The 21761-nt window shown below is 72.7% G+C and carries 22 protein-coding genes; 18 read left to right on the top strand and 4 right to left on the bottom strand.

The features are described from left to right. Window positions 1–222 precede the first annotated feature (222 nt). Window positions 223–1122 (bottom strand): phosphotransferase family protein, encoded by a 900-nt coding sequence (locus tag J2S46_RS01685; protein WP_191291793.1) that lies wholly within the window; start codon window positions 1120–1122, stop codon window positions 223–225. A gap of 33 nt (window positions 1123–1155) precedes the next feature. After that, entirely contained in the window at window positions 1156–2511 is a 1356-nt protein-coding gene (locus J2S46_RS01680) for an NsdA family TPR-like regulatory protein (RefSeq protein WP_191291794.1), read from the bottom strand. Between the two features lie 266 nt (window positions 2512–2777). Here J2S46_RS01680 and J2S46_RS01675 point away from each other — a divergent pair, with 266 nt between their 5' ends. Both J2S46_RS01675 and J2S46_RS01670 read left to right on the top strand, forming a co-directional pair. After that, window positions 2778–3302: an ATP-binding protein gene (locus tag J2S46_RS01675; RefSeq protein WP_191291795.1), complete on the top strand. Its 525-nt coding sequence runs from the start codon at window positions 2778–2780 to the stop codon at window positions 3300–3302. Window positions 3303–3344: 42 nt separating this feature from the next. Beyond that, window positions 3345–3947, top strand: a complete 603-nt coding sequence (locus J2S46_RS01670; protein ID WP_191291796.1) for a hypothetical protein — start codon at window positions 3345–3347, stop codon at window positions 3945–3947. 128 nt (window positions 3948–4075) lie between these two features. Here J2S46_RS01670 and J2S46_RS01665 read toward each other — a convergent pair whose 3' ends face one another. Together J2S46_RS01665 and J2S46_RS01660 are read right to left on the bottom strand one after the other, a co-directional pair. Then, window positions 4076–4564, bottom strand: a complete 489-nt coding sequence (locus J2S46_RS01665; RefSeq protein WP_191291797.1) for an SAM-dependent methyltransferase — start codon at window positions 4562–4564, stop codon at window positions 4076–4078. A 78-nt stretch (window positions 4565–4642) separates the two neighbouring features. Beyond that, window positions 4643–6031, bottom strand: coding sequence for an NsdA family TPR-like regulatory protein (locus J2S46_RS01660; RefSeq protein WP_191291798.1), 1389 nt, complete (start codon window positions 6029–6031; stop codon window positions 4643–4645). Window positions 6032–6431: 400 nt separating this feature from the next. On the opposite strand from J2S46_RS01660, the gene J2S46_RS01655 reads away from it, so the two are divergent. The 16 genes from J2S46_RS01655 to J2S46_RS01580 all read left to right on the top strand — a co-directional run bounded on the left by J2S46_RS01655 (window position 6432) and on the right by J2S46_RS01580 (window position 21728). Then, a complete protein-coding gene (locus tag J2S46_RS01655; RefSeq protein WP_191291799.1) occupies window positions 6432–7640 on the top strand; it encodes an ATP-binding protein in 1209 nt (402 codons plus the stop codon). Further along, complete coding sequence (locus J2S46_RS01650) at window positions 7637–8047, top strand: roadblock/LC7 domain-containing protein (protein ID WP_191291800.1); 411 nt, start codon at window positions 7637–7639, stop codon at window positions 8045–8047. The genes J2S46_RS01655 and J2S46_RS01650 overlap by 4 nt, the downstream gene beginning before the upstream one ends. Before the next feature lie 20 nt (window positions 8048–8067). Next, window positions 8068–8391: a DUF742 domain-containing protein gene (locus J2S46_RS01645; protein ID WP_229912987.1), complete on the top strand. Its 324-nt coding sequence runs from the start codon at window positions 8068–8070 to the stop codon at window positions 8389–8391. After that, a complete protein-coding gene (locus tag J2S46_RS01640) occupies window positions 8366–8968 on the top strand; it encodes a GTP-binding protein (RefSeq protein WP_191291802.1) in 603 nt (200 codons plus the stop codon). The genes J2S46_RS01645 and J2S46_RS01640 overlap by 26 nt, the downstream gene beginning before the upstream one ends. Continuing rightward, window positions 8965–10374: a cytochrome P450 family protein gene (locus tag J2S46_RS01635; protein ID WP_229912988.1), complete on the top strand. Its 1410-nt coding sequence runs from the start codon at window positions 8965–8967 to the stop codon at window positions 10372–10374. Before J2S46_RS01640 ends, J2S46_RS01635 begins: the two co-directional genes overlap by 4 nt. Next, window positions 10371–11477 (top strand): cytochrome P450 family protein, encoded by a 1107-nt coding sequence (locus J2S46_RS01630; RefSeq protein ID WP_229912989.1) that lies wholly within the window; start codon window positions 10371–10373, stop codon window positions 11475–11477. Before J2S46_RS01635 ends, J2S46_RS01630 begins: the two co-directional genes overlap by 4 nt. A 222-nt stretch (window positions 11478–11699) precedes the next feature. Continuing rightward, window positions 11700–12281: a DUF5999 family protein gene (locus J2S46_RS01625; protein ID WP_307348325.1), complete on the top strand. Its 582-nt coding sequence runs from the start codon at window positions 11700–11702 to the stop codon at window positions 12279–12281. Beyond that, on the top strand, window positions 12278–13204 hold the full coding sequence (locus J2S46_RS01620) for an SAM-dependent methyltransferase (protein ID WP_191291804.1): 927 nt from the start codon (window positions 12278–12280) through the stop codon (window positions 13202–13204). The genes J2S46_RS01625 and J2S46_RS01620 overlap by 4 nt, the downstream gene beginning before the upstream one ends. Continuing rightward, window positions 13201–13881, top strand: a complete 681-nt coding sequence (locus J2S46_RS01615) for a hypothetical protein (RefSeq protein ID WP_191291805.1) — start codon at window positions 13201–13203, stop codon at window positions 13879–13881. Before J2S46_RS01620 ends, J2S46_RS01615 begins: the two co-directional genes overlap by 4 nt. Window positions 13882–13969: 88 nt before the next feature. Continuing rightward, a complete protein-coding gene (locus J2S46_RS01610; RefSeq protein WP_307348321.1) occupies window positions 13970–14638 on the top strand; it encodes a hypothetical protein in 669 nt (222 codons plus the stop codon). Next, window positions 14635–15120, top strand: a complete 486-nt coding sequence (locus J2S46_RS01605) for a hypothetical protein (RefSeq protein ID WP_191291807.1) — start codon at window positions 14635–14637, stop codon at window positions 15118–15120. The genes J2S46_RS01610 and J2S46_RS01605 overlap by 4 nt, the downstream gene beginning before the upstream one ends. Continuing rightward, a complete protein-coding gene (locus J2S46_RS01600; RefSeq protein ID WP_191291808.1) occupies window positions 15117–17072 on the top strand; it encodes a hypothetical protein in 1956 nt (651 codons plus the stop codon). The genes J2S46_RS01605 and J2S46_RS01600 overlap by 4 nt, the downstream gene beginning before the upstream one ends. A 194-nt stretch (window positions 17073–17266) precedes the next feature. Then, on the top strand, window positions 17267–19297 hold the full coding sequence (locus tag J2S46_RS01595) for a glycoside hydrolase family 15 protein (RefSeq protein WP_191291809.1): 2031 nt from the start codon (window positions 17267–17269) through the stop codon (window positions 19295–19297). Further along, window positions 19294–20376, top strand: a complete 1083-nt coding sequence (locus tag J2S46_RS01590; protein WP_191291810.1) for a helix-turn-helix transcriptional regulator — start codon at window positions 19294–19296, stop codon at window positions 20374–20376. Before J2S46_RS01595 ends, J2S46_RS01590 begins: the two co-directional genes overlap by 4 nt. Next, window positions 20373–21380: an NUDIX hydrolase gene (locus tag J2S46_RS01585; protein ID WP_191291811.1), complete on the top strand. Its 1008-nt coding sequence runs from the start codon at window positions 20373–20375 to the stop codon at window positions 21378–21380. The genes J2S46_RS01590 and J2S46_RS01585 overlap by 4 nt, the downstream gene beginning before the upstream one ends. A gap of 213 nt (window positions 21381–21593) precedes the next feature. Further along, the gene (locus tag J2S46_RS01580; protein WP_268255709.1) at window positions 21594–21728 is read left to right on the top strand and encodes a hypothetical protein; all 135 of its coding nucleotides are present in this window, start codon (window positions 21594–21596) and stop codon (window positions 21726–21728) included. The last annotated feature ends 33 nt before the right edge of the window (window positions 21729–21761 follow it).

Here is a 21761-nt window from a genome sequence, read left to right as displayed (position 1 = left end):
GATCGGTACAGCACCAGTACACACCGCAACGAAGCTCCGTAAGGAGCCTTTCGGCCAACGAACTGGAACGAGATGCACATCCACTGCCACGCCGCGGACGCGGACGCCCCCTGCCGGGAACGCGGCGCCGACAGGTCAGTTGTCCGTGCCGAGCACAACCACACCGTGGCCATCCTCGCCCGCGTGCGCGAGCTTGCCACGGTGGCCGTCGGCCCGGGCTGCTCAGAGGATGTTCCAGCGCTGGTCGGCCGCCCGGTCGGCAAGCTGGCTGATGCGACGGCGGACCTCTTGGAGGGTCGCACTGTCCGGGGCCGCGCGCTTGGCGTTGGTGGTGATCATCCGGAGCTCGCGCAGTGCGGCCAGGACCGGATAGCCCTCCCAGGTGGTGATGTCGAGGCCGTACCGCTGGGCGAATTCCTCGTAGTGCGCCTGGCCGTAGCCGAACCGTCGGCAGTGGATCTCGATGGTGGTCAGGTCCCATTCCGGCTGGCCGAACGCTGCGGTGTCCCAGTCACACAGGACTGCCCGTCCGTCGTTGGTGTGCAGGGCGTTGCGGTGCTGGGGATCACCCTGGATGACGGAGGGCGGCAGCAGGTAAGTGACGTCGGAGAGTTGCACCTCCAACTGCTCCAGATGCCGACCGAGGTAGTTCCGTTCTGTCGCGGTCAGGGCGCCTGTGGCGGCAAGGGAGCGGCGGATGGCGGCGACGGTGTCCACGGAGGGCAGAGACACAGGCGGCCCGGTCAGCTGGTGCAGGTCTCGAAGGGGGTCAGCCAGCTGTTCGGCGGCGACCGGTCGGCCGGGCTGGGGCAGGTAGGTCCAGAACGTGGCGAGGTGGCCGTCGACCTTCACGGGCTGCTGGACGGCGTGCAGGTCTACGGTCGGGAAGTTCTGCTGGGTGAGCCATTTGACCAGGGCGACGGTGCGGCGGACGGCTGCAGGTGGAGTGCCGAACCGGGCGATCTTGACGACGACCTGTTCAACGGGAAGGTGGTAGACGGCGTTGGTGTGGCCGCGCAGCAGAACGGCACCGTCGGGAGAGAGTCCGACCGAGCGGCACGACTGCTCAAGGACAGTGGCGAGGTGTGCGGCGGTGAAGCCGCCGGCTGCGGTGATGGTCATGGTGGTCAGGCTGTCCTATGCCGAGGGCTGATGTCACGCCTGCCCGGGAGGCAGGGCGAGCATCTCTTCGAACTGCCGGGCCGGGCGGCCGGACTGAAGCCGGGCAGGGAGTATGGCGATGACGTCCCGGGCCCGGGCGCTAAGGATCGCGGTGCGGTGCGGGTCAGGTACCTCGCCGTAGGCGTGAACGGCCAGTTGCAGGGCCTCGGCCGGGCTGTGTTCCAGGACCAGGCACATCGCCTCCTCGAGGTGGAGGAGGGCCGGGTCGATGCCGGCGTGCCCTTGCGGGTAGAGCGCGAGTGCCTGTTGCTGGGCGTGCCGGGCCTGGCTGGTCTCACCGAGGGCGGTGAGCGCACCGGACAGGTAGAGCCACAGGCGCCGCTCGGGGAAAGCCCAGGCGTCGTCCGGATGTCCGGTTCGGGAGTGCTCGAACAGGTCCTGGGCCAGGCGGATGGCCGCCTTCGCGCCGTCACGGTCGCCCAGCCGGGCGAGCGCCCGGGCCTCGGCGGCGACGGCGAAGACTGCCGTCGGTCCGGGGCGGCCCCGGCTCAGAAGGCGGGCCTCGCGGGCGAGCTGCGCGGCGACCTGCAGGGGCCCGTAGTAGTAGGGGAGCATCGCGGTCTGTACGCGGACGCGGGCCCGGAGCTCAGGGTTGCCGGAGTCATCGGCAGCCAGCCGGGCGGTTCCGTACCAGCGCTGTGCCTCGGCAAGGCGCCCGAGCTTCATCATGGCATCGGCCACCAGGGTGGAAGCGATGGCGGTGAGCTCGGACAGGCGGGACTGCGCGGCGGCCGGCTGCCGCTCGGCCGCGAGCGCCTGGATGTCGTCCAGGTCACCGAGCAGGTGCCGGATCATCTGCTCAGGCGGGGCGGTGACGTAGAGGCAGCGGGCCATGTGGAGGCGTTCGTCGAGCAGGTCCAGCTCTCCCGGGCTGACCGTGGTCGCGGCAAGGGTCCGGTTGATCGCACGACGGGTCCGTTCGGCCAGGTCCTGCACCGCGTCAGGCTGCTCCAGCCGCACGGGAGCCATGGCAGGAAACACCGCGGCGGCCGAGCCCGAAGAGGCAAGACCAAGGCCGGCGGGCGCAGCCTGGTACAGCTCGCACAGCAGTTTCAGGGCTCGCTCGCGGGGTTGGACGCCGAGGTCTTCCCAGGTTCGCAGCAGTTCCCGGGTTCCCTTGAAGGGCGGCTCGCCGCGCTGGGCGGCGAGCGCGACCAGGCGGGTGATGGTCTCCGGGCGGCTCCAGCCGTTGGCCTGCCGGTGAGCGCGAAGAGCGCTGATCCCGCAGCAGCTCTGGAGGGCTGCCACGAGGGCGGGGTGGCCTCCGTCGAGTACCTCGGGGGTCTTCCGCAGTCGTCCCACGCATGCGCGGCCGTGACGATTCGTCATACCGGCCATTGTGCGTGCCTGCGGGGCTCAGCAGCGCGTGCTGTCAGGAAGTCGGGCCGAATTGGCCCGGATACGGAGATCAATCCGGGCCGGATTCCGGATTCGGCCCAACTTCCGGCCCGGATGGCACGGTTCGGCCCAAGTCGGGTTGGTTGCCGCTGTTGTGCGGCAGGGCGAGTCTGGGCGAGCCCGAGCAACGGGCGGCAAGCACCCGTCTGGCCTCCGTACCGGCGTGCGCGCCGACCATCACTCCGAAGGGGAACGGCATGACGCTCAGGTCTGTACCGCCCGGAGCCGCCTTGGTGGAGGGCGTGTTCGCCGCCGGTCGGCATCCCGAAGGGCAGCTGCATGCGGTGAAGCTGCTGACTCTGGCCGCTGACGACCGGTCCGCCGGGCTGGCCCGGTCTTTGGCCCGCGACGCGGTGGCGCAGTGGCACCTCGGTGAGGACATCGAGGGGGACGTCCTGTTGGTCGTCAGCGAGCTGGTCACCAACGCTCTGCGCCACGGGCCCGAGCAGGTGACCGACTTCGAGATCCGCCTTCGGATCGGCCACGTGCCCGGAGTGCTGGCGATCGGTGTAGAGGACCCGCACCCGGGTGAGCCGATCGTGCTCCAGCCGAGCCTGCACAAGACCGGCGGCCGAGGCATGGCTCTGGTGACGGCCCACTGCGACGAGTGGATGGTCCTGCCCACCGCTGACGGCAAGCAGATCTGCGCCTTCTGGAACCTGCCCGGGCCGCCCGCGTACGGCACCGGCTGGTGTCACGGCTCAGTCTTCCTCGCGGGCTGACCTCACGGTGCATCCCTCGATCCGACTTCCCTTGGAGGGACGATGACCAGCGCGACTCAGGCGGCCGGGCTCCGGCGCCGGGCGAATTCCGGTTTCTTCCGCCGCCTCGGCAGCCGCCTGCCGAGCTACGGCCAGAACACCTCGACGGCGCTCTGCCCGCGGATGCCCCCGGGGATGGGCGCGGTGCCGGTGCCGAAGGCGCCGCGACCCGCAGCGGTGGCCCCGGCTGTGGCCAGGGGCGACGGGTGGAGCGAACTGACGCTCGAATTTGTGGTGCGGGCCCAGTTGGTCCGGCTGGCCAGCGAGGTCCAGCGCAAGGAGGTCGTCCTCGCGCGGTTCGGCGGGTACGGTGCGGCTGAGGCCTACCTCACCGACGTCCGGCACGCCGTCACCGCGTTGACGCAACTGGTGGACGAGCACGGGTGGCCTGGGCTGGACACGGCCGGGCGGGACGGCTGCGATGCCGCGCTGGTCATCGCGCAGGCGGCCGGGCTCGACGAGCAGCGTCGCCTGCAGCCCGCCCTGGCGCGGGCGGTGGCTGCCGGCCGCCTACCGGAATCGCACCTGCTGCACCTGTCCACGCTGATCGCTCGCGCCACCGGTACGAGGCTGGACGATGTCGCCGCTGCGGCAGGCCCGCGGTGAGCGTACGCGCCATGAAGGTGTCACAGCCCTCACACCCACGACAGTTCGGCGCCGGAACTGTCGGGTGCCGCCCCGGCGGGGAACTCAAGGGGCTCGGCTGCTACGTCGGTCCTTCCGGCCGGGCGATCTCACACGGGGCGGTCGGCGGCGTCGGCCCAGTAGGTGGCGAGCATCTCGTCCGGCCAGGCCGGTTCGGTTACCGGTCCGCGCGGGCCCATCGCTTGGAAGTACGGCGCGATGTCGATGATCGGCGTTCCGTGGACGGCGTCGAGGTCGGTGACGTGCAGGTCCAGGCCGTCGACCTTCAGCAGGCGCGGGTAGGAGATTGCGAGCTGGTTGGGGCGCCGGTGATTTCGGTGGGCGAACGTTCCGGTGGCCGGCCAGCGGGGGTTGCCGCGCGGGCTGCGGGCGTGGAGCTCGACGTCGTCGGGCGACGCGAGGTGGAAGTGCCAGGTGACGGTCAGGTGGCTGAAATCCTGGAGGCCCTGCACCGCGTCGAGGGGGTAGTCGGGGTTGAGGCGGATCACGGACTGGACGCCGCCCTGGTAGTCGTCGGCTGGCTCGCGGTGCCCGCCGACGACGGTAGCGACCGGCGTGACCACGATCGGTTCTGGCATGGCTGCTTCCTGTCTCCCCTGATCCGTATGAAACGCCCGAACGGCACGGCACGACGGGCATGCGTGGTGCTGGCGCCGTCAGCCTACGGCCTGCAGGAAGTCCCGGGCACGCTGGTCGAGGCTGGCGGCGGGGCCCTGGCCGCGGGTCCGGATCGGGGACAGAGCGCTGCGCATCCGGGTCACCGTGTCATGGGTACGGCCGGACTGGATGCCGGCCATGGCGTCGAGCGCCCGGTGCCAGGTGTCGCAGGCGGCGTCGACGTGGCCGCGGCGGGCCTGGACATCGCCCAGATATCCGAGGGTGACGGCGTGAGTGCGGGCCAGATGCGCCGGTCGGGTGCGGACGCTGCGCTCGAACTCGGCTTCGGCGCCCGGGAGGTCGTCAAGGTCTCGCAGGGTGCAGGCGGCCTCGTGGGCGAGGCTGCCTTCGGTGAAGAAGTGCACCCGGGCCGGCTCCGGGCTGTCGGCCGGGGTGCCGGCGCCGCGGAGGTCGTCCTCGGCGCGCAGCAGGGCGGCCAGCGCGTCGTGCTTGCGGCCGGCGGCTGCCAGGGCGCGGGCGTGGACGACACCGAGGAGGGACTTCTCGCGGTGGCTGGCGGCGCCGTAGCGGGATCTGGCCATGGAGGCTTCGGTGTACTCCAGTGCCCGGCCGGGGTGTCCGAGGTCGACGGCCTGGTGTGCTGCGGCGCGCAGGATGTGGCCTGCCAGGGCGCCGTCGCCGGCCTCGGCGGAAAGAGCGAGGCCGAGGCGGAAGTTGGCCTGGGCGCGTGCGTGGGCGCCGGAATCGAAGTCCATCCAGCCGGCCACGTAGACGATCTCGCCGGCTGCGGAGACGAGGTCGCGCCGGGTCTGCTCGTCGGGGCAGCGTCCGGCCAGGTAGTCGGCGACATCGGTGCGCAGGTAGGTGCCGAGGGCGGCCCGTCCGGCCCGTCCGCCAAGTCGCTGGTCGCGGTTGGAGAACCAGGTCGTCGCCTCGCGGAGCGCCTCGACGTGGACGCTGGTGACTATGAGGGTGGAGAGCGGTGGGCGCCGGCGGGCGAGCAGCAGGCGCTGGTCCCACCACTGGTCGGACGGGAGAGCGGTCCCGAGGGCCGAGTAGAGGGAGCTGCCCAGCAGCTCTCGGCGGTTCATCATGTCGCTGCCCCCGTGGTCGGCCAGAGCGGAGAGTGTGTCGACGTCCCATCCGGACACCCCGTTGTTCTCGTCGCCTGCCGGGCCGAGCCCGACCTGCGACAGGGTGACCGCGCGTCCCAGTCCGCGGGACAGCGTCGCGGCCAAGATAGCCGGGGCTTGGCCCGAGGGCTGCACTCCGCGCAGCCACTGGGAGATGTGAGAGCGGGTCACCGACAGCAGCTCCGTGGCACCCTGTTCCGCGGCCACTCGCCTCAGGTGGGAAGCCAGGCGGTCCTGGGACCAGCCCAGCTCCTTGACCACGGCCTCCAGCAGGGTGTTGCGGGTCAGCGCCACGGTGCGCTCCCTGTCCTCGAAATGATCCTTAGCGACGTTAGCGGCATTCGCCCCGGCCACGGGATTCCCACGAGCTGTCACAGGCGGTTCGCTCAAAGTCATGACGATAGGGCCCAACGACGCCCCCCACAGGTGGTTTCCCCGAGATCCCGCCTGGCCCGGGTGAGCCCCGGAGCCGGCCCCTTTCCGCGTCCTCCCCTGACCATCTCGGCATGCCCTGCAGCACGCCCGACCGCCCTGGAGCGATCACTGTGACGTCGTCCAACCGAGGCCGGCAGCAGCCCCTGCCGCCAGACCCGCAGCGGAGCTGCCGGGTCCTCGGTAGTAGGCCTGGGGCCCTTGGCGTCCCGGCTCAGCAGTTCGGGCAGCCGCTGGCGCTCTACCTGGCTCGGGGGCTGCGGTGAACTCGGAGCTTCTCGCGGCGGCAGTCGCGGTGCCGGCCGTTGCGGCGACGGCCGGGTGGCTGCGGCAGTACGCCGTCGGCTCGCGGCTGCGCGGCACAATGGCCGGCCTGGAGGCAGACCGCCAGGCGCGCGAGGCGGAGCTGCGTGCGTTCGTCCAGAGTGAGGTCCCCGCCCTGCTGCTCGGTCACCTCGATGGCACACACCCGCGATCGGTGCGGGCGGAGCTTGCGGGCACCGCCTTCGGGGAGCTCCTCCAGGAGGCCGCGGCGGGCATCGCGCGGACGGTCGGCGGCATCCGTGAGCAGGCGGAGAACGCCGCAGCTACGGCGGTGCGCTCGACGATGCGCGGTGTGCTGGCCCACGCCTACGAGCAACAGAAGCTGATCGGCCACATGCAGGAGGCGTTCGACGATCCGGATGTCTTCGAAGGGCTGATGCGGATCGACCACACCAACGCGCAGATCAGCGCCCGTGCCGTGGCGCTGGCCGTTCTCGCTGGCGCCCCGTGGCCCGGACGTCAGCACCCCGACACCCCGCTGATCGACGTGGCCCGCGCCGCCAAGGGACGCATCCGCGACTTCCACCGGGTGGTGGAGCAGGGCGACTTCGCCACGCTGATACGCGGCCGGGCTGTCGAGCCCCTGGCTCTCGCCCTGGCTGAGCTCCTCGACAACGCCGCACGTCACTCCGAGGGCAGCTCCCCGATCGAGGTCGCGATGGAGCGGGTCCCAGCCGGCGTGTTCATCACGATCGACGACCGGGGCGTGGGCATGGAGCAGCGCGTGAGGGCTCGTGCCGCGGAGATCCTCGAGGGCCGCTCCACGCTGCCGTTCAGCCAGATCGGGGAACCGGCGAGCCTGGGCCTGTTCATCGTGGCCGCCGCAGCCGGCCGCTACGGCTTCCGTGTCTCGGTGGACAAGCAGTCGCCGTACGGAGGGGTTCGCGCGGTGGTCCTGCTGCCCTCCGGTCTGCTGGCCACCGCCGACCCCGAGCCGCAGCCCGTCCCTGCTGCGCCCACGCCATTGGTGAACGGACTGCCCCAGCGCCGCCGCCAACGGCGATCTCAGCCGGAGCTGCCGACGGCTCGTCCCGAGCAGCTGGTGGCGAGTACCGACGCTGAGGCGAGCCGCTCGCGCTTGTCGGCTTTCACCCGAGGCGTGCGCGACGCGCGCGCCACCGCATCCCCGGAAGGACAGCACCCGTGAACAACTTCGCCGTCGTCAGTGGCCTCCTCACCGACGAGGTCCGACAGATTCCCGGAGCGAAGGGCGCGGTGCTGGTCAGCGCGGACGGCCTCCTCGCCGGCGCGTCCGAGGGCCAGGACCAGGCGTCCGCGGAGCGCTTCGCGGCCGCTGTCACCGGGCTGCAGGCCCTCAGCCGCAGCCTGGCGCCGTTCTGCAGGGCCTCCCCGTCCGGGTGGCTCGAGAATCTGATCACCTACGAGGGCGGACTGATCTTCCTCTGCGCCGCCGGTGACAGTTCGTTCCTGGCGCTGGCGGCCGACGGCGCCGCCGACGTCGGGAACATCGGCTACCGGATGACCAAGCTCGTGGAGCGGATCGGCACGGCGCTGGCCACACCGGCCCGGACCGCTCCGGGGCATTCCGGATGAGCGGGGGGCGCCCGGCCCTGGTGCGCGCCTTCGTGCTCACCAACGGCCGGGCTCGCCCAAACCGGGACATCCTCAACGCTGTCGAAACCCTGGTCGAAGCGCACCATGAGGTCACCGCGACGGGAGCCGGTCCCGAACACCGTGCAGCTCTCGCCCTGTGCGCCCAGGGCGCTCTGTCCCTCATCGAGGTCGCCGCGCATCTCGATCTGCCGGTCACCGTCACCCGCATCCTGCTGACCGACCTCGTCGACACCGGAGACCTGCGGGTCATCCCGATGGCCCAACTCCCCGACCGTAAGAAGCTGGAGGACATACTCGATGGTCTTCGCAGGCTCAAGGCCTGACCGCGTCCGTCATCTGCCGGCCGGGGTGCACGCGACCGCGAAGATCCTGGTCAGCGGGCCGTTCGGCGTCGGCAAGACCACGCTGATCGCCTCGCTGTCCGAGATCGAGCCGCTGCGCACTGAGGAACCGCTGACCGTCGCCAGCATGGCGCACGACGACCTGGCCGGAGTGGAGACGAAGACCACGACCACGGTCGCGCTGGACTTCGGCCGCCTCACGCTCGACAACGGCCTCGTCCTGTACCTCTTCGGGACACCCGGGCAGGCCCGCTTCCTGCCGCTGTGGTGCGACATCGCCACCGGCGCCACCGGCGCCCTCGTCCTCGCCGACACCCGCCGCCTGGACCAGAGCTTCGACTCGATCGACCTGCTGGAACAGCGACACATCCCCTACGTCGTCGCCGTCAACACCTTCCCGGACAGCCCCGACCACCACACGGCCGACATCCGCCAGGCCCTCGACCTCGAACCCCACACCCCACTGAGCCTGTGCGACGCCCGCGACCCGCAGTCCTCCCTTGCCGCGCTCATCGCCCTGATCCAGTACCTGCTGACCCGCACCCCGGAGGTTTCGTGAACGCCCGCGCCGCGGCCCCGCCGCCCGGCTGCCCCGCCCACGCCGGCCACCGGCCCGCCCCGCTTCTGTCACTGGCCGATCCACGCTTCGCCGACAACCCCGAGCGGTTCTACACTCACCTGCGCCAGTGGGGGCCCGTCGTACCGGTGGAGTTCGAGCCCGGCGTCACCGTGATGCTCGTCCTCGACTACCGCGCGGCCCTGGAAGTGCTGCGCAGCCCCGGGCGGTTCTCCAAGGACGCCCGCCGCTGGGACCTCACCGCGGTTCCGCCCGCCAGCGCCGTGCTGCCGATGATGGCCTGGCGGCCCAGCCTCCTCTTCGCCGACGGCCCCGCCCACGACCGGCTGCGAGCCCCTATCGAGGACGCCCTGGAGCGCGTCACCTCCCACACACTGCGCCGCTACGTGCAAAGCTGCGCACAGCGCCTGATCGACCGGTTCGCGGCCGACGGACACGCCGACCTGGTGGCGCAGTACGCCGCCGTCCTGCCCTTGCAGGTGATCACCGAACTCCTCGGGGTGCCCGAGGATCTCGGGCGGCACATGGTCGCGGCCGCCGCGGCGATGATCGACGCCGGGCCCCACTCCGAACGCGGCAGCGCCGACCTCGCGGCCCTGCTCGGCCAGCTGGTGGCCCACAAGCGGGCCCACCCCGGCGCGGACGTCACCTCCTGGCTCCTCGCCCACCCGGCCGCCCTCAGCGACGAGGAGATGATCCACCAGCTCGTGGTCATGGTCGGCGCGGGCACCGTGCCGACCACCGCCTGGATCACCACCGCACTCATGCTGCTCCTCACCGACGAGCGGTTCGCGGACCGGGTGGCCGGCGGCAGCACACCGACCTCCATGGCCCTCACCGAGGTCCTGTGGAGCCAGTCCCCGATGAGCAACTTCTCCCTCCACTACCCCGTCGGCCCGCAACTCCTTCACGGCGTGGACCTGCCCGAGGGTATGCCGATCGCCATCAGTCACCACGCGGCGAACACCGACCCGAACCTCGGACAGCAACGCCGCGACGGCAATCACGCCCACCTCGCGTTCAGTGCCGGCCCACATCGCTGCCCGGCCGCCGGCCCCGCCGAAGTCATCACCACGGCCGCGATCGAAGCCCTCCTCGACCGGCTTCCCGACCTCGCGCTCAGCGGATCTGCCGCCGCCATCCGCTGGCGCCCCGGCCCCTTCCACCGCTGCGCCGTCGCACTGCCCACGACCTTCCGCCCCCCCACCACGACCGTCCGCACGACCGAACCCGCCCAGGAGACCTCATGGAACCCCGCTGCCCCCACGCCCGAGCACACGTCCTGGACACCCGCGGCACCGACGTCCACGCCGAAGCCTCCCGCCTCCGCGCATCGGGGCCGGCCGTCCTGGTGGAACTTCCCGGCCAGGTTCAGGCATGGTCGGTGACCCGCCCCGAGGTCATCAAGCAGCTCCTCACCGACGGAAGCCTCGCCAAGAACCCGCGCCGCCACTGGCCCGACTGGATCGACGGCACCATCGGCGCCGACTGGCCCCTCGCCAGCTGGGTCGCGGTGGAGTCGATGTTCACCAGCGACGGAGCCGACCACCAGCGGCTGCGCGCCCTGACCGCACCCGCCTTCGGCCCCCGCCGCATCGACGCCCTGCGGCCCCAGGTCCGCGCGATCGTCACCCGCCTCATCGACGACCTGCGCACCGCCGCGCCGGGCGAGGAGGTCGACCTCCACGCCCGGCTCGCCTACCCGCTGCCCACCACCCTGATCTGCGACCTTTTCGGCGTCCCCGAGGAACAGCGGCCCGAGATGCGGCGCGTGGTCGACGGCGTCCTGGACACCACCGCCGCCCCCGACCAGGCGCAGGCCAACCTGGACGACCTGTTCGCCGCGATGCACCGCCTGGTCGCCGACAAGCGGAACACCCCGGGCGACGACATGACCAGTGAACTGATCGCCGCCCGCGACGCCACCGGGTCCCAGCTCACCGAGCAGGAACTCGTCTCGACCCTGATCCTCATGATCGGCGCCGGGTCCGAGACCGCGGTCAACCTGATCGACCACGCCACCGCGCTGCTCCTGTCCCACCCCGAGCAGCTCGCCCAGGTCCACCGCGGCGATGCGACCTGGCGTGACGTCATCGAGGAGACGCTGCGCCTCGAGCCGCCGATCATGCACCTGCCGCTGCACTACGCGGCGCAGGACATCGACCTGGGCGAGGACGTGCTCATCCGCACAGGTACGCCGGTCCTCCTCGGGTTCGGCGCCGCCGGCCGCGACCCGCACCTGCATCCCGACCGCCCGAACGACTTCGACCTGACGCGCCCCGACAAGTCCCACCTGGCGTTCGGACATGGCCGCCACTACTGCCTGGGTGCGTCCCTGGGCGTCCTGGAGGCCGAGGAGGCCCTCACCGCCCTGTTCCGCGCGTTCCCGGACGTGCGCCTCGCTGTGGGCCGCGAGCAGCTGCTGCCCCAGGAGTCGTTCATATCGAACGCGCTACGCGCCCTGCCCGTCCTCCTGGCCCCCGCCGCGTAGCCGCCGCCACTCGCCCGTCCCGCCCGGCGAAGCAACCCGCGCGCCGGGGCGGGGCGGGGCCACACCGTCCCGACTCCGTCGTACCCGCCACCGCAGGCGGGGCCCTCGTGCCTGCCCGGCCCTCGAGACCAGCCGACCACTCAACCCGGAGCAACCGTGCCAAGAACCGACCTCCCCAGCGCCCCGCCGCCGGCAACCGGCCCGACTGGCCGATCCGGGCCCATGGCCGTCCTGGTCGGCCACCGGCTGGCCGCCACCGCCGCGCAGGAGAACCGCAACGGCCGGCCTGTCGCGGTCACCCGGTACGCGGACGGAGCCTGGACGGCCGTCCACGGCCCCGGTCACCCTCCGCTCGCCCTTCTCGCCGCCAGCGCAGTCCCGGAAGGCCTCGCGCTGTTCGGCTCCCTCATCGTGGCCAGCCAGGAAGTGGAGGCGGTCGAAAGCCGTGGCCCGGACTGGGTCGCTCGCGCCTGCCAGTGGAACGGCCACGCCCTCGTCGTCGTGTGCCCCGCCGACGACCTGAGGATCCCGCACCTCACCCCGATCCTGCTCGCCGCGCCCGTCGGCGCACCCAGCCCGTGCACACCCGATCCGGAGAGCCCCGTGACCTGCACCCACAGACCAGAATGCCCCGCATTCGAGGAGCCCGACGCCGGTGCCGCCGTGGTCATCGCCAGCCACCCCGTTCAGGGCTGGGGGTTGCTCTGCAACGGCATCCTGACGTTCGAGGACACCGGCGGTCTGCGTCCGGACGGCCGGCAGATCCCCCCTTCGCGCACGCAGCCGGCGGAGCGCGCGGCATGACCCGGCCCAAGCGCCGCGCCCCGGCCGCGGCCGTCGGGCCCGCCGGCCGACCGGGGACGCTGCGCGCCGTCGGCGTCATCCACGTCCAACCCAAGCCCACCATCGAGCCCGAGGGCCTCGCCCCCATGCCGTGGTACGTGCCGACACCACCACCCTGGCCCCGCGAGGACTTGCGCTTGGACCGGCCCACGTCCGCCCGTCTCGCGAACCTCGCGCTCGGTGGGAAGGACCACCTCGGCCCGGACCGGACCCTGCTCGACCTCCTACAAGCCGAGGACCAGGACTGGACCACAACGGCCCTGCGCGCCAGGCAGGACCTCCACCGCGTCGTACGGCGCCTGGCCGAGGACGGCTTGGACCAGTTCGTCGACCTGGGCTGCGGTCTGACGACCGGTGCGCCCGGCAGCCCGCTCGCTCCGATCCACACCTCCATCCTGCCGATCCGCCCCACCGCCCGGATCGCGTACGTGGACATCGACCCGATGGTGATGACCCACGCCCGGGCGCTGCTCCACGCACCCGCCCCGGGCCAGGTCCGCCACATCCGCGCCGATCTGACTGCACCGGAAGGCCTGCTGCAAGAACTGCGCCAGCACTCCGACGTCGACTGGCAGCGCCCGATCGCCGTCGTCCTCGCGGACGTCCTGCACGAGCTGAGCGACCCCCAGGCCCGCGGGCTGTTCTCCGCGCTGCGCCTGGCACTGCCTCAGGGCAGCGCGCTGGTCCTGACTCACCGCTGCACCGGGGAATCCGACCGGGACGCGCGGGTCTCCGGCCTCTTCGCCCAGGCCCGGCTGCCGCGGCATCCGCGTGGCCGCGACGCCGTCGACACCCTGCTGGACGGCTGGCAGCGGCAGGCGCCGGCCCACGGCGGCGACACGGCCGTCGTGCGCACGGTGGTGGCGTACGGAGGCACGAAGTGACCCGGGCCACCGCTGCCCCGCTGCTGACGGTTCCCCGCATCACCCGCTGGAGCGAGGAGGAGTACGACAACAGCCTGACGTCCCGCACGGACGCCGGCGGCCGGCCGACGGGGATCGCCTACCCCACCGAGCTGCCGTCCGACCGCGTGAACGGAGTCCTCATCCTGCGCTGCACCGGCAAGACCGCAGGGGTACCCCTCTGGAGCAGCCCCCACCCCGGCCGCCAGCACCACCTGATGCTGCACCTGAGATGCCGGGTGTGCGGGGGACCGGCAGATCGCACCAACGACGGCCACCTTTGGCTCCTGCCACTCCCGACCACCCCCGGCGGGCGCCCGCTCACCCTCGAGGACTCCTGGCCGGAGGGCACCGCCGTCGAACATCCGCCGGTGTGCGCCCCGCACGCCCTGTCCTCACCCACCCACTGCCGGGCCCTGAACGGCGCCCTGCTGGTGCGGGCCCGCACGGCCACCCTGTGGGGATTCGCCGGCCTCAAGTTCCTATCGGACCCCTCCGACCCCGATGGGCCCGGGCCCGTACGCGGCCACTTCTCGACAGGAGACCCGGACCTCCCCTGGGTCCTCGCCACCCACCTGCTGCGCACCCTCACCAACTGCACCCCGCTGACCGAACAGGAGCTCCGCGCCGAACTCGCCGGTCGCGGAGCGCCGACCTGAGAGACGACACCGGGCCTTCGCCCCCACCAGCCAGAGCACCAAGGTCCCCGCGGACCTCGCACGCGCCAGACGAATGGAGTCCATCCTCGTGTCCACCACCCCAGCTGCGCAGGCGCCCACTGCCGGCCTACTGGTTGAGCCCCTCGCAGCCGTACTGGCCGCACGCCATCTCGAGCTGGATGCCGATGTGACGCACTGGCATGCCGCAGGCGAGCCGGGCGGCGCCGAGCTGGTGCTGGATCCGGGGTTCGGCCGAGACGGCGCGCCCATGCCCGTGCAGAACAGGGCCTCGTACGTCAGCGGTGCCACGGGGCTGCCGGTCGCCCTTCTGGCAGGCGGTGGCCAGCCGGTGCGGATCACCGCCGAGGTGCAGCTGGTAGGAGGTGTCAGGCACTACACGCGTGTGGAGGCCCGGTATGCGGACGGAATGCGGGTCACCGTCGCGGTTCCCTGCGACCTGCCGCCGCTCGGCCCCGGGGCGCAGGCCGCCTCGCAGCGGGCGCTGGAGGTGTCCACCACGTTCAGGTCGAGCCGCCTGGTCGTGGACGGCGAGAGCGTCGAGGCCGTCACCTACCGTCCGAGGCCCGACGGGCCGGCCGCGACGCGGTGTGCGGAAGTCCGGGGCTGGAGCCTGCGTGTGAGCGGCGGCGTCGCGGGGGTCCCGATCCGGAGGTCGTCCTGCTGCCGCCCGGCGTCGCCCGCACCGAAGAGTGCGGCCTGGCCGCCCGCGGCCGGGCCCGCGGACCCGCGCACATGACCGACACCCAGACCTGCCCCAGGAATCCCTCGATGACCAGCACCGCCCCCGTGCCGGCGATGACCGCCGCGACTCCCGCGACCCTGACTGTTGCGCTGCTCGACGCGGCCCCGCTGCCGTACCGCACCGACCAGGTGCTCACCCCCGACCGGATCAGCGTGGGCACGCGTACCACCTACTCGGACGGCACCGAGGTGTGGCTGCTGACCAATCCGGCCCCGCCCGACCTCACCCGGACCGTCCTCGGGCCTGGCCCCGCCACCGGCGGGCCGGTGGTGTTCATCCGCGTCGACGGCTTCGCCCTCGCAGCGGAGCAGGTCCGCGGCCAGTACGCGACCGCGCGCGCGGCACGGACGCGGTCCGCCACGGTGATGCCGGTGACCGCCGGCTTGCCGAGCGGACCCGCCCCCAGCCTTCGCCTGCGGAAGATCAACGGGGCCGAGGCACCCGGCCACCACATCCTCGGCGGGGGTCACCGGTGAGCGCGGTGCAGCACGGCGGGGCGCTGCCCGCCGATCCGATGTCGCTCGCTTGGGCCCGGCACCTGGCCGGGCCGCTGCCGCTGAAGGCCGTCGCGGCTGGACTCGGTTGCCCGCGTGACAGTGTTGAGGCGGAGCTGGGTGCGCTCGCGGTGGCGGCCGGTGTGCGCGGGCGCTCCGGGGTGGTGGCGCGCTACGTCCTGGCCGGGCATCTGACCGCCGAGGACTTCCCGCCGGTCGCGGACGGCTTGATGGCGGGACTTTCCGGTGAGGAGCGGCTGCTGCTGCGCCTGCTGGCCGGCACGTCGTCGCGGGCGGCCATCGGGGTGGAGCTCGGCATCGCCCGGCCCACTGCGGGCAAGCGCCTGGCTGCGCTGCTGGACGCGCTCGGTGTATGGGAGGACCACGAGGCGGTCGCTCTGGGCTGCCTGGCAGGGATCGTCCGCCCGGCCGACGTGGTCCCGCAGTCGGCTCCGGCCGTGCCACCGGCGCCACCGGAGCACCTGCGGGAGCTGGTGGACCCGGTTCTCGGAGCGCTGACGTGCGGGCGGGCGATGGTGAGGGTACCGCGCTGCGAGCAGCCGGACCTGGGTACGGCGATCGCGTGGCACGCTGACGCGGGCAGGGTGCTGGTCGTCGTGCCGCCCGGCCCGACCTGGAGCGCGACGGTGACGGCATTCGCGGAGCAGCGCCGCGAGCGCGGGGCGACCGTGGCAGTGCTGCATCGGGACGAGGCAGCCCGTCCGGCGATCGTCACCCCGCTCGACGTGCCGCAGGTCACCGCGGCGTCGGCGGTCCTGGGGTGCGTCGGGTCCACCCTGCCGGGCACCGTGATCGTCTCCCCCCGGGGGTTGGAGATCGTCGCCGAGGCCTACCGGCGGGCCCGCCACCCCTCGCCGTACGACCTGATCGTCGCCCTCGACGCACACTTGCCGGACGTTGCCGAGCGGGTGGGGCGTCACGAATTCTGCCCACCAGGACGCGCGGTGCTGTGGCTGTCGTCGACGCCTGTGCTGACCTCGGTGGACCGGGATCAGGCCGAGGGCGTCGATCCGGACCGCACGGGGCTGCTGGTCGCGAAGCTGACGCCGCGCCAGGTCGTCGCGGCCGGGCGGATGCGCGACTACCGCCTCATGGCGGCCGCGCTACCTCCCGGCGGCTCCCGTACCGGGCGTCTGGCCACTCTCGTACTCGACCTCGCCTCCACACACGCCCTGTCCCGTGTGGTCGTGCACTGCGCAACGAGCGTCGTCGCGCGTCGGCTGGCCAACGAGATCATCGGCTCGCCGGGACCGGACGTACAGGCGCAGGTCCTGCCCCGGCGCGGCAGGCAGCGTGAGGAGGTCCTGCACGCATTCACCCTCGGCACCGGACCACTGCAGGTCCTGGTGACCGCCGGGCAGCTGCCGCCGGGCCTGGACGCGGACGCCCTGGTCCATGCCGCCGCGAACCACCCGACCACCCACACCTCGGAGGTCGTGGAAGCCGCGCTGATTCCGGGTCGCGCAGGTGCCCGAGAGTTGCTGGCGGTGGCGGCCGACGGTGCCGAGGACGGCACGTGGCCGGCGCTCGCCGAGCTGACCGGGGCGTTCGCTGCCCTCGACCCGGACCTGCGCACCGCGCTGCGTCGCATCCGTGAGGAGCGGCCCGACGACGGCTGGAACGATCTGGGGTTCGCGCTGCCCCTGGCCGACGCGCGTCAGCGACACCGGGCACAGGCGGTGTGCGCATGGGCGGACACCACCGTCGCCCTGGAGATGCACCGCACCGCAGCCCGCTCCCGGCTCGTTCACGGGCAGGAGCGGCCCGACTTCCTGTCCCCGACCGGTCAGCGGCTGGGCGCGTGGATGGACCGGCGCCGCCACACCCAGCGCACCGCGACCGACGGTCCTTCCGTCCTGCGGGTCGGCGGCCAGCCTGCTGAAGGCCGCCGCAGCCTGGGGCGTCGCCCATGAATACGCACGACAGGGGCGTTCGCCCCGAACGGCACCGTCCGTGTCGACACCGAGCCGCCGACCGGACGCCCCACCGCCGAGCCAGACGCCGAGCGCCGCCGGTGCGACCTGGATGCCGCGCCGGCCATTACGGCCGGACAACCTACTCCCCTTCCCCACCCACCCACCCACCCACCCACCTCTGGGACGACTTCATGCCGCACAGCACCACGGCCCCGGCCACCGCATCAACCGCCCTCACGCTCCTGGACGACGCCGTGCCGCAGCACGCGAGGGCTGGCCGCGAGCTCACCACGGCGAGCCCCCGGCTGGAGGACCTGACCCTGGTCGGCGACCTGCGCTCCAGTGCCCTCGTCGACCCCAACGGGGCCGTGGTGTGGGGCTGCGGCGCCCGGCCGGACTCCGCTCCGCACTACACCCGGCTGCTCGGCGATGCCACCCACGGCCACTGGACCGTCGGGCCAGCTACCGGCAGCAGCCGCGCCGACAGCAGCGTCTACGACGGCGAGAGCCTGGTCCTGACCCAGACCTGGACGACCGGCACCGGAACACTGCGGGTCACGACGTTCATGCCCCCATACCAAGAGCACGAGCAGACGGGGCCCCGCCTGGTGCGCACCGCCGAGGTCCTGGACGGAACCGTCCACGTGCGCTCGGTGTTCGCACCCCGCTTCGACTACGGGCGGGCCGTGCCGTACATGTGGCCGTCCAAGCACAGCTCGGGCGGGCGCTGCGTGGTCGCCACCGCAGGGCCCGCGTCCCTGTGGCTCGACGTCACCGCCACCGGCCGCGCAGCCAGCGCGGGCGACGACCTGGCCCGGATCCGCCCCGACGCAGTCGCCGTCACCAGCCTCGAGCTGCACGCCGGCGAGAGGGTCCACTTCGCGACGACCTGGCAGGACAGCCACCTCGCCGCGCCGGCCGCGGCCGACCCGGCCGCCGACCTGCAGAGGACGTACGCGTTCTGGGACGAGTGGACGAACCCCGTCAACTGCCAGAGCACCTACCGCGACGCGGTCACCCGAGCGCTGATCACCCTCAAGTCCCTCACCTACGCCCCGACCGGCGCGGTGATCGCCGCACCGACCACGTCCCTGCCCGAACTCCTCGGCGGCCAACGCAACTGGGACTACCGGTACACGTGGTTGCGGGACTCCGCCCTGATCCTCACCACCCTGCTGCGCCGCGGGCACCTGGAGGAGACGCGGGCGTGGCTGGGATGGCTGGTGCGGGCTGTGGCCGGCGAGGCGCAGCCGCAGATCATGTACGGCGTCGGCGGCGAACGGGACCTGCCGGAGGTCGAGCTCGGGCACCTGCCCGGCTACGAATACTCCGCGCCGGTCCGGGTCGGCAACGCGGCGGCCGGCCAGCTGCAGCTCGACGTGTTCGGCGAGGTCATGGACCTGCTGTGGCTCGCCCACCGCAGCGGAATCGCCCTGGACGACGCCACCGGCCGGCTGTGGGTGGCGATGGTGCGCTGCCTGGAGGACCTGTGGGAGCATCCGGACGAGGGGATCTGGGAGGTCCGCGGCCCCCGGCGCCACTTCGTGCACTCCAAGGTGATGGCCTGGACCGCGTTCGACCGCGCCCTTCGCCTGGCCGCCGAGACGGACGTCCAGGTCCCGCAGGAGGTGCAGCGACGCTGGGCGGGCGTCCGCGACCGGATCCACGCGGAGGTGTGCGAGCGGGGCTACGACGCGAACCGCAACACCTTCACCCAGTTCTACGGCGGCACCGACCTGGACGCCTCCTTGCTCCTCATGCTCCGCAGCGGCTTCCTGCCCGTGGACGACAAGCGGGTGATCGGCACGGTGGAGGCGATCCAGCGCGAACTCGCCCCCGGCGGGCGGCTGGTGCTGCGATACCCGGTGGCGGGGCACGGGCGCGGGGACGAGAACGACGTGGACGGTCTGCCCGGCGGGGAAGGGGCGTTCCTGCCTTGCTCGTTCTGGCTCGCCGACGCGCTCGCCCTCATCGGACGCCACGACGAAGCGACCGCGCTCTTCGACCGGCTGCTCTCCCTGCGCGGTCCTGCCGGCCTCCTCTCGGAGGAGTGGGACGAACAGAGCGGGCGTCAGGTCGGCAACACACCGCAAGGGCTGACCATGTGCGCCCTCTCCGACACCGAACAGCTGCTGACCGAACTCGCCGACCCGCGGCAGGTGGTGCTCCCGCGCCAGGCCGACGGCACCCGGGAGCGCACCGTCGCGGAGCCGGTCCGGTGACCGCCCCCACCACCGTGACCGGCCAGCGCCCTGCCGACACGTCGCCGGCCAGGCCGGACCTGAACCCGACGGAGGTGCGCCTGCTGCGCCTCGTCCTGGCCGGTGCGAACCTCGCCCGCAGCGCGGTGCCGGAGGGCCTCACGCGCAAAGAGGTCACCGGCGGCCGCGCGACCGTCCTGGCCGCGCTCGGTGCCCGCACCACCCACCAGGCGGCCGGACACGCCGCCTGGTGGGAGCCCGTCTCCTCAGCCGAGATCGGGATCGAGAAGTCGGCGTTCCCGGTCATGCTGGGCCCGCGGGTCCGCCGCGCCCTCGCCCTCACTGCCCAGGGCCTCACCCGGCAGGAGACCGCTGAGGCCATGGGCATCAGTGAGTACACCCTCGTCGGATACCTGGCCGAGGCCCGTCATCGCCTCGGCGCCGGCTCACTGGAGCATGCGGTGTTCGCTGCGGTGCGACGGAATGTCCTCACCGGAAGCGATCTCTACCCGCTGGCGGAGCCACCAGGCAGCGCCCCGACGGCCGGCGACGATCCGGCGGCGCAGAAAACCCTGCCGCCCGCACCGATCCTCAGCGAACAGGACCTGGCCCTGATCCGGTTCGCACTCCTGCCTGACGGGAGACTCCGCCGCGAGGCCGCCGTCGGACTGCCCGACCTGGAGACAGAGGATCCCGTCGACCGGGTGTGCTGCCTCCTGGGGGCGACCACCCTGGTCCAGGCGGCAGCCCTCACCGCAGCCCACCGGCTGCTGCCCGAACACCTGCTGGGTATCGCTCCACCTCGCCCGGTCCGGCTCTCCCCCCGCCGATCACGGGCGATCGCTCTCGCCGTCGGCGGCCTGACCAGCGACCAGATCGCCCAGCAGATGGCCATCCGGGCAGGCAGCGCGGCAGGACTGTGCGAGGAAGCGACCGCGGTCCTCGGCGTCCCCACGCTGCCGCTCGCCGGATACGCAGCCGTCGTCACCGGGGCCGTCCTCCTCAGCCGCATCCGCAGCTCCTTCCCTCCTCTCACCCTCCACGACGCCCTGCGGAGCGCGTCACAGACCGCCCACACCCGCCCCGGAGCGCCCTCGTGACCACCACCGCACCAAACCTCGACCGCCCGGCGACCCTCACGACCGGAGCCGGCACCCCGGCGATCCGGGCCGAACTCCTGATCACCGCCTTCGACGGGCGCATCCTGCTCACCCCGGCCGGCTCGACGCCATCCGCCCTGCCCGGCGGCACACCGCTGCCGCAGGAGAGCCCGGCGCAGGCGGCAGCACGCCACGCGGCCGCCCTGACCGGTCTCGCCCGCCTGGACCCCGCAGCACTCCTCACCGTCGACTGGTACCCCGACGCCGCCGTGCCCCGAACCGTCACTGTCCACGACCACCCGCCACTCACCAACGCCCAGCTCACCGCCCTGACAGCCGACCGCGGCCACCGCGGCGCCCTGCGTCTGGTGACCCCCACCGACCTGGCGACCCAGGTCCCGGGCGACGCCGAGCGCATCCTCACCGCGCTGCGCGCCAGGATCGACGGTGCCTGCGTCGAGCTCCAGCACGGCCGCCCCCGCACCCCGAGGGTCCTGGACATCCACCAGGTCGCACCCCAGCCCCAGACCACACCCGAACCCTGGACGCCCCTCGGCCGACGCCACGAGACGACCGTCACCGGGGTCGCCGGCTGGCTCTTCGCCCCCACCGGGCTGGTACTGCTGCACCACGACCCGGTGTCCGGCCGGACCCGCCTTCCGGGTGGCCCGCTCAGTCCAGCTGACGGCGATGACCTCCCGCGCGCGTTGGCCCGCATCTGCGCCACTACGGTCGCCACCCGCCCCGCCCACGCCGAGCTCATCGGGCATCGCGGAGCCCAGGCGCGGCTGGCGGACGTTGTGCGCCGCTTCGGACCGCTGGTCCAACGCCCGTGCGAGCCGGCCGTGATCCGCCTGCTCGCCACCCCGGAGCAGGCCGCGCAGCTCTGCGACGGCAGCGTTGACCCGAATGAACTGCGTGCGGCCCTAGATGCGGCAGGCATCGCACCGGGCCTCGTCCGCCAACCCGTCACGGCGCTGTCCGCAGAAGGGCTCGCCTGGTGACACTCCCGGACCGGCGATCTGCTGCTTACGGCCGGCTGGGTGGTGACCGGTGGTCTTGCCGGGTGCAGGGCGAGCAGGACCGGCCTCAGCACCCGGCACCCGGTCGCCGCCGCCACCGTCCGGGTGCCGCACGGTGGAGCACCGACCGTGAACGCGGGAACCCCGCTGCGGATGGCGCAATCGGCGCCCCGGCCTGGTCCTGATCCGGCAGGCATGGCCGACACCGGAACCAGTACGGCGGTCAACGACTTGAGCATCCACGCGCTGATGGCGCTCTGGAATGCCGCCCACCACCTGGCGACCCGGCAGCCCCGCACGGTGACTAAGCCGGTCAGCCGGCTCTCCTGAATGCCTGGCCAGGGCGGCCGTGCCGAGGCCAGC

The sequence above is a fragment of the Kitasatospora herbaricolor genome (assembly GCF_030813695.1).
Taxonomy (GTDB): Bacteria; Actinomycetota; Actinomycetes; order Streptomycetales; family Streptomycetaceae; genus Kitasatospora; species Kitasatospora herbaricolor.
This window is presented reverse-complemented; position numbering and strand designations above follow the sequence as displayed.